Raw genomic sequence first — 7,782 nt, 5'->3', positions numbered from 1 at the left:
CCGATGGTCATGAAGCAGGTGGCCGGGCCGGTCACCTGGCGGGCGTGAACCGCCCCAAGCCCCATGGCCTCAACCGGCTGTGGTCCCTGCAGGCCGTGACCCGGGGCACCGATGCCGTCTGCTGCTTCCAGTGGACCACGGCCGCGAGCCGGTGACCGTCGAGGTGCCCGGCACCCGCCACGACCTGCTGACAGCGGGGACCGTCACCGACGGGGTGACCCTCGGCCGCTACGGCGTGGCGGTGCTCCAGCCATGACCAGGCGCCCTGGTGTTCGGAGAGCCGGAAGCCGAGAGAGGCGTCGTCACGCGTCACACCCTGGTACGGCCGGGCGTCGATCAGCCCCGCTGATCCAGTGATCATTCGTAAAAGAGAGGAGACTTCATGAGAAAGTCCTGGATTCTATCCCTGGTCACGCTTGTCGCCGCCGCGCTCGGGGTGACGGCGGCAGGTGTGACCCCTGCCTCCGCTGCCTCCAACACGCCCTTGCGGGTCATGCCGTTGGGTGACTCGATCACCTGGGGGGTGGGAAGCAGTACGGGTAACGGGTACCGGGGTCCGCTGTGGAACGAGCTTGCGGCGGACGGCCATCCGCTGGACTTCGTCGGCACGGGACGGAACGGTTCGATGTCCGACCCCGACAACGAAGGCCACTCCGGATACCGCATCGACCAGATCGCCGCACTCGCCGACGCCTCGCTGACCCGCTACCGGCCCAACGTCGTCACGCTGCACATCGGTACCAACGACCTCAACCAGTCCTACCAGGTCTCCACGGCCACCGCCCGGCTGAGGTCGCTGGTCAACCAGATCACCGCCGACGTCCCCGACGCAACCGTCCTCGTGGCCTCCCTGGTCGTGTCCACCAGCGGCTCGGAGGAGCAGTACCGGGCCGCGTACAACCAGGCCATCCCCCAGATCGTGAGCGACGCACAGGCCGCGGGCAAGCACGTCGCCTACGTCGACATGAGCAGCCTGACCACGGCCGACCTGGCCGACGCACTGCACCCCAACGACTCGGGCTACCAGAAGATGGCCGACGCCTTCCACCGTGGCATCCAGTCCGCGGACAGCGCCGGGTGGCTGAGGAACCCCGCACCCGCCCCCGCACCCGTGCAGTCCGGCATCGCCGGCAAGTGCATGGACGTCAGCGGCGCCGGCACCGCCGACGGGACCGCCGTCCAGATCTGGAGCTGCAACGGCGCTGCCAACCAGCTCTGGTCGCTCTACACCGACGGCACCCTGCGCTCCATGGGCAAGTGCCTGGACGCCGCCGGCGGGGCCACCGCCAACGGCACCAAGGTGCAGATCTGGGCCTGCCACGGCGGCGCCAACCAGATCTGGCAGCCCTACAACGGCGGCTACCGCAACCCCGCCTCCGGCCGCTGCCTCGACGATCCCGGCTCCTCCACGACCGACGGCACGCAGCTCGTGCTGTGGGACTGCAACGGCGGCTCCAACCAGAAGTGGACCACTCTGACCGCCGGATGACCCCCACTCCCGGGACCGCCCCTTCGGGCTCCGGTCCCGGGAGACCATCGGTGCCGGGCACCAACGGGGACGGCCCCCGCTGTGGCCGGCTCATACGTGGCAGGGCAGCGAGGACAAACGTCGTACGGCTGTCGCAGAGTCCGATCTCGGCGCGCTCGACCAGGGGGCACTGACCGCTGTGCTGTACCACCGCGGCCGGGGAGACGGTGGTGTCGGACGGCAAGAGCACGGTGACCGTGCAGCCGTCGGCGGCATTCGTCCACGGCACGCACACCGAGGCCGAGTTGCCGCTGACCGGTCAGAGCCTGGTCGGAGACCGTCACCGACCCCGTCACCGCACCGTCGCCGCTGTTCGGTACGCGCTGGACGATCGCGCGCACCCGGCTGTTCTCCACCACAGACGTGGTGCCGAGGCAGTTGAGGTCGACGGTGACGTTGCCGGTGTTGCCGTTGCCGCCCAGCAGGATCTCCGCGTCAGGCGCGGAGTGCCTGGCCGGTGCCTGCGACGATGGGCTGGAAGTCCCGGTACCGGTGCAGGAGGGCAGTCCCCGCAGCTCGGCCTGCTGCCGTGGGACTGCCCTCTACCGATCGGGAATCTCCCTGCGCGGGCAGGGGTGGCGGGTTACGGGAGCGTGGTCCACTTCTGGTTGTTCTGGCCGTTGCAGGTCCACAGGATGACCGGAGTCCCGTTGGCGGTGCCGGCCCCGTTGACGTCGAGGCACAGCCCGGCGCGGACGTTGCGGATCGACCCGTCGGCCTGAGTGGTCCACTTCTGGTTGTCCTGGCCGTTGCAGGGCCAGATGATGACCGGCGTGCCGTTGGTGGTGCCCTGGTTGGAGGCGTCCAGGCACTTGTCGCCGTAGACCCGGATCTCGCCTCCGGCCCACGTGGTCCACAGCTGGTTGGCGGCGCTGTGGCAGTCCCAGATCAGCGTCTTCGCCCCGGCCGCGGTGGAGGCGCCGTCCACGTCCAGGCAGCGGCCGGACCCGGTACCGCGCAGGCGTGCGGTGGTCGAGGCCAGCGGGCTGCCGCCGGTCACCTTGAACACGGCGACCCCGTGCGCGGGGACGCTCGCCGAGATCTGCCCGGAGGTGGTCGACGTGCCGCCGGTCCACAGGTCGGTGAGGGTGAACGGCCCGCCGGTGAGGCCGACCTGCGCGGCCGTGGCGCTGATGGTCGCGGTGCCGCTGCCCCGGTTGAACAGGCCGACCGCGACCGAGCCGTCGGACAGGGGCTTGGCGTACACCTCGGTGTCGCCGTCGTCGCGGACCCGGCGCCCGCCTGCGCCCAGCTTGTCCTGGTTCACCGCCAGCAGGCGGGGGTTGCGCAGGATCGCGCTCACGTCGGCGGACATGGTGCGGATGTCGTTGCCCGCGATGAGGGGGGCCGAGAGCAGTGCCCACAGGGCGAAGTGGGAGCGGGACTCGGTCAGCGATAGACCGGGACGGCCGACGACCAGCATGTCGGGATCGTTCCAGTGGCCCGGACCCGACTGGGCGGCCAGCGGCGCGTCGATGTCGAGGACGTTGCCGACGCCCATCGGGTAGCTGTTGGTGTTGCCGTTCTGCCAGATGTCGAGCAGGTCCTCGGTCGTCCGCCACAGGTCGGCGACCTGACCCCAGTTGTAGGTGGCGCCGGTGATGGGGTGGAAGCTGTTGGGGTTGATGCTGTAGACGATCGGGCGGCCGGTGGCGCGCAGGGCGTCGCGCATGGTGGTGAACTGCGCGACCTGATCGGCCAGGGTGCCGCTGCCGGAACACCAGTCGTACTTGAGGTAGTCCACGCCCCAGGAGGCGAACGTGTTGGCGTCCTGGACCTCGTGGCCCTTGCTGCCGGTGGAGCCGGGGTAGGTGCCCACGCCCTGCGCGCACGTCTTCTCGTTGGGTGCCTCGTAGATGCCGAACTTCAGGCCCTTGCTGTGGATGTAGTCCCCGAGCGCCTTCATGCCGCTGGGGAACTTGGTCGCGTTGGCCCGCAGGTTGCCCGCGCTGTCACGCTGCGGGTCGAACCAGCAGTCGTCGACGACGACGTACTGGTAGCCCGCGTCCTTCATGCCCGAGGACACCATCGCGTCGGCGGCCTGGCGGACCTGTGTCTCGTCGACACCGCATCCGAAGCTGTTCCAGCTGTTCCAGCCCAACGGCGGGGTGAGCGCGGGGCTGCCCGGTGCAGCCTGGGCGGTCGTGCCGGCGGAGGCGGTGACACAGGCGGAGAGCGTGAGCGCGGTGGCTGTGAGGAGACGCAGCAGTCGTCTGTGCAGGAGAGCCATGCAGGATTCCTTCCTGGGGGGAGACAAAGCGGAAGCCGCTGGTGACCGTGCCTGTCGGGCACGGTCACCAGCTTGTGGTCGGGTGCGCGCGGGTCAGCGCTGCAGGGTGAGGAGGCCCGGCCGGTACGGCAGGTTCTGGTAGGGGGTGCCCTGCGGTGTGTTGGGGTCCAGGCCCTGGTAGAGGAACTGCAGGTTGCAGGCGTCGATGGTCATGGTCTGGTCGGGGTTGTTGCGGACCAGGTCACCGTGGCTGATGCTGTTGGTCCAGGTGGCACCGCTGTTGGCCTTGCCCGCGAAGGGGTTGGACTCGGTGGCGGCCTGCGGGGTCCACGGACCGTCGAGGCTGGTGGCCGTGAACGAGCGGAAGAAGCGGTCCTCATTCACACCGCGAGCCTCGACGATCATGAGGTACTGGTTCTGGCCCTGGACCTTGTAGACCTCCGGCGCCTCGAACAGGTTCTTCTCCGTGTCGCTCATGACCGTCGTGTACGACGAGCCGAAGCTGCTCGGGAAGTTCCCGATCGGCATGGTCGACTTGAAGATGCCGCCCTTGTCGTTGGCGAAGAACAGGTACATGTTCTGGCCGTCGGCGATCAGGGTCGGGTCGATCGGGCCGCCGACGGGGAGGCTGCCGGTGAACAGCGGCTGCGCCGCGGACCAGCCGTTGGGGTTGGTCGGGTCGCTCGACGTGCGGTAGACGAAGGGCCAGTTGGTACCCCATCCGTTTGAGGCCAGCACCCAGATGTTCTTGGGCGCGAAGTAGAACAGTTTGGGCGCCACCGCGGACTGGCTCATGCCGGTCTGGGGGGCCGACGCCATGTCCGACCAGTTCGTGAAGGGAGCGAAGCCCATCGAGTGCCAGTTGCCGTCGGAGTACGTCGCGTAGACCAGGTGCTTGCCGTTGTACGTCGTGGTGGTGAAGTCCTTCAGCGAGTACCATCCGTTCGCCGGCTGCGCCAGCGGACCGGTCGAGGTCCACTTGTATGTCGACGGAAGAGCACAGGAGTTGGTCGTGCCGGACAGGCCGGTCCACTTCTGGTTGCCGGCGCCGGTGCAGTTCCAGAGCTGCACCGCCGTGCCGTTGGCCGTGGCGCCGCCCGAGACGTCCAGGCACAGCCCGGACTCCACGGCGACGACCGTGCCGTCGGCGTTCACCCGCCACTGCTGGTTCGTACCGCCGTTGCAGGACCAGATCACCGGCCGGGTACCGGCCGTGGTGGCGTGGCCCGGGACGTCCAGGCACTTGTTGCCGTAGACGGTCAGCTGGTTGCCGTCCGTCAGCGTCCACTGCTGGTTGGTCCCGCCGTGGCAGTCCCAGATCTGCAGGTTCGTGCCGTCGGTCTGGCTGGCGCCCGGCACGTCGAGACACCGGCCGGAGCCGACACCCTTCAAGGCGCCGGTGGTGGCCGCCTGAGCAGCCGGACTGGCGACGAGCATCGCCGCCACCGCGGCCAGGGCCGCGATCGCGGCGGCGAGCACCGCAGACGGATGTCTGCGGCTGAAAGGTGGTCTGCGCATGGGGACCTCGTGATTCTGGAGCGTTCGGTATGCCGAACGATGGTCGGAAGGTCGAGCAAAAGGGAGGACGGAGACGATCGAGTTCGCGAAAGACCTAGTTCGGCAAGATGCGCCACCGATTGTCGGCGGTGCCGTCGTCCGCGTCCTGGACCGCGAACGCGCCCACGGCGGTGGAGTTGTTCGCGATGGCGAGCAACTTGCCGCTGTTCACGTTGCGGATCTTGTAGGTCCCGTCTCCCTGGTCGAGCAGCGTCCACTTGTGGTCGGCGGTGCCGTTGTCCGACCACTGCAGGACGGTCGCGCCGTCCGCTGTGGACATGTTCAGGACGCCGAGCACCTTGCCGCTGTTGGCGTTGCGGAAGCGGACCGCGCTTCCGTCGGTGATCATTTGCCAGTTGTGGTCGGCGGTGCCCGAGTCGGTCCACTGCAGAGCGCGGCCACCGTCGGCCGTGGACATGTTCTGGATGCCCAGCACGAGACCGCTGCCCACGTTGGCGAGACGGACGGTATTGCCGGTGGTGTTCCAGTAGACGGTGTAGTTGAAGCCGTGCGCGTCGTGGAACGGGCCCAGGCTGACGGTGGAGCCGTTGGCGGTGGCGGTGAAGGCGAGCGAACTGCCGCTGGTCCGGGTGATCGAGGACGTGGTCAGCGACGGAAGGGAACTGAGCGAGGAGTCACCGTAGTTGCCAGCCAGGACCACCGGGCCGTAGGTGATCGCGGCGACGTTCGCGTTGTCGTTGGCCGGTCGGATGCCGAGCCGCATGGGCAGGCGGACGGTGACGGTGTCGCCGGAGGTCCACGAGCGGCTCAGGGTGGCGTAGCTGCCGGGGGTGGTGGTGATGTTCTGCGCGACGCCGTTGACGCTGACGGTGGCCCCGGTCGTCCAGCCCGGGATGCGGATGCGCATCGCCCAGGTGCCGCTGACGTTGCCGGTGACCTGCAGGGTCGTGGTGTCGCTGACGGGGTACGAGGTGGTCTGGGTGACCGTGATTCCGCGCTCCGACCAGTTGAGCACCGAGGGCACGAACAGGTTCACGATCAGGGTGTTGTCACTGCGGAAGTAGATCGAGTCCATCAGCCTGGTGTGCATCTCCATGCCCGTGCCCTGGCAGCACCAGAAGGTGCCGTAGTCGGTGCTCCAGGTGCCGCCGCCCCACGCCGGGCCCACACCACGCCGGCCTCCCGGGTTGAGCGGGGTGAAGTAGGTGACGTGGCCGTGGTCGTCGGCCGGGTTCTGCTGGCCGATGATCTGGTTCAGCCACGCCCTCTCGTAGTAGTCGAACAGCGCGGCCCGGTTCGGGTCCAGCGCGAACAGCTCCCGGGTGAGGGTGAGCATGTTGATGGTGTTGCAGCTTTCGCACGTGTCCTTGTTCAGGTAGCCGGCGATGGCGTTCGGGGCGCGGAAGTGCTCCGCCTGGCTGTTGCCGCCGATGGCGTAGGTGTGCGCGTTGACGGTGAAGTTCCAGGCGTTGTTGGCGATGTCCCGGTAGCGGGTGGTACCGGTGGCCTTGTACTCCCGGGCGGCCCCGATCCACTTGGGTACCTGGGTGTTGGCGTGCAGTCCGCCCAGCTGGTCCTGGCCCGACGCCAGGGGGTCGAACACCGCGGCGTGGTCGAACCGTTGGGCGACGGTGAGCCACCGCGCGTCGCCTGTCTGCTGGTAGAGATCGGTCAGCACGGTGTTCATGCCTCCGAACTCGGTTTGCAGCATGGTCTGCATCTGCTGGCCGCTCAGCCGGCCGGTGCGCCAGTCGACCCATCCCGCCAGGGCGAGCAGCACGTCCCGGGCTTGTGTGCTGCCGATGTGGCGCCATACGTCCAGCAGACCGGCGAGGGTCTTGTGGATGGTGTAGTACGGCACGTTGCCGTTGTTCAGGGTCCGCTGCTCGAGAGCGGTGAAGTCGGACTCGGGGTAGCCGGAGAGGTACCCGGCGCTGAAACCGGCGGCGCTGTTGTTGGCTTGGCATTTGGCCAACTCAGCCACCATATATGTGGCCTTGTCCCGGCACGTGGTGTCCCCGGTCACGGCGTACAGCTGTGCCCACGCCGTGAGGAAGTGCCCTTGGACGTGGGTGCGGAAGGGGAACGTCGGCGCGTCCCAGCCGCCGGTGGCAGCGGCGCCGTTGGTGGACAGCCGGTGGTTGGCACGGAAGTTGTACAGCAGCCGGTCGACGTCGACGAACCGCAGGTAGTTCTGCGTACGGTTCTGGTTGTCCAGCCATCGGCTCGCGGTGAGCCGGACTTGGCCGAGTTCGAAGGGGTGCGCAAAGACTCCGATGTCGGCCCTTGAGGGAGGGACGGCCGCGTGGGCGGCAGACACGCCCATGAAGGATCCGGTGGCAGAGGCTGCGGCGGTGGCCCCGGCCGCTTGCAGGAGGCGCCGTCTGCTGACGAAGGAAGACATCTTGCACCTTTCGATGGCGACAGAGTGATTGCTTGGTCGTTGGTGTGTCGGCTCACAGCGGTCGGGTGCAGCCGTCACGTCTTCGTCGCGTGGTCTGACGCC

At 68.3% G+C, this 7,782-nt stretch carries 5 protein-coding genes and 1 pseudogene; 3 read left to right on the top strand and 3 right to left on the bottom strand.

Annotated elements, in window-relative coordinates; all coding sequences use genetic code 11:
* The first annotated feature begins 44 nt into the window (after window positions 1–44).
* The 3 genes and pseudogenes from C3488_RS41545 (at window position 45) to C3488_RS14210 (ending at window position 1,489) form a co-directional block, all read left to right on the top strand.
* Window positions 45–155 carry a beta-galactosidase gene (locus tag C3488_RS41545; RefSeq protein ID WP_258053419.1) on the top strand — a complete coding sequence of 37 codons (111 nt, stop codon included), beginning with the start codon at window positions 45–47 and terminating at the stop codon, window positions 153–155.
* Window positions 131–256: pseudogene (locus tag C3488_RS14215) on the top strand (Beta-galactosidase C-terminal domain); the annotation flags it as partial. The gene C3488_RS41545 and the pseudogene C3488_RS14215, both read left to right, overlap by 25 nt.
* 126 nt (window positions 257–382) lie before the next feature.
* Entirely contained in the window at window positions 383–1,489 is a 1,107-nt protein-coding gene (locus C3488_RS14210; protein ID WP_103839757.1) for a ricin-type beta-trefoil lectin domain protein, read from the top strand.
* A gap of 622 nt (window positions 1,490–2,111) precedes the next feature.
* Here C3488_RS14210 and C3488_RS14200 read toward each other — a convergent pair.
* From C3488_RS14200 to C3488_RS14190, 3 genes are all read right to left on the bottom strand, one after another.
* Window positions 2,112–3,758: an RICIN domain-containing protein gene (locus tag C3488_RS14200; protein ID WP_103839756.1), complete on the bottom strand. Its 1,647-nt coding sequence runs from the start codon at window positions 3,756–3,758 to the stop codon at window positions 2,112–2,114.
* 93 nt (window positions 3,759–3,851) lie between these two features.
* A complete protein-coding gene (locus C3488_RS14195) occupies window positions 3,852–5,276 on the bottom strand; it encodes a non-reducing end alpha-L-arabinofuranosidase family hydrolase (protein ID WP_103839755.1) in 1,425 nt (474 codons plus the stop codon).
* A gap of 94 nt (window positions 5,277–5,370) precedes the next feature.
* Window positions 5,371–7,680, bottom strand: coding sequence for a beta-L-arabinofuranosidase domain-containing protein (locus C3488_RS14190; RefSeq protein ID WP_103839754.1), 2,310 nt, complete (start codon window positions 7,678–7,680; stop codon window positions 5,371–5,373).
* Window positions 7,681–7,782: the final 102 nt, after the last annotated feature.

Origin of the sequence: Streptomyces sp. Ru72 (assembly GCF_002920635.1) — a bacterium.
GTDB lineage: Bacteria > Actinomycetota > Actinomycetes > Streptomycetales > Streptomycetaceae > Streptomyces.
This window is presented reverse-complemented; position numbering and strand designations above follow the sequence as displayed.

Coding starts and splice junctions, on each gene's coding strand:
- C3488_RS14195 (WP_103839755.1), bottom strand. CDS start 5,276: ATGCGCAGACCACCTTTCAGCCGCAGACATCCGTCTGCGGTGCTCGCC.
- C3488_RS14210 (WP_103839757.1), top strand. CDS start 383: ATGAGAAAGTCCTGGATTCTATCCCTGGTCACGCTTGTCGCCGCCGCG.
- C3488_RS14200 (WP_103839756.1), bottom strand. CDS start 3,758: ATGGCTCTCCTGCACAGACGACTGCTGCGTCTCCTCACAGCCACCGCG.
- C3488_RS14190 (WP_103839754.1), bottom strand. CDS start 7,680: ATGTCTTCCTTCGTCAGCAGACGGCGCCTCCTGCAAGCGGCCGGGGCC.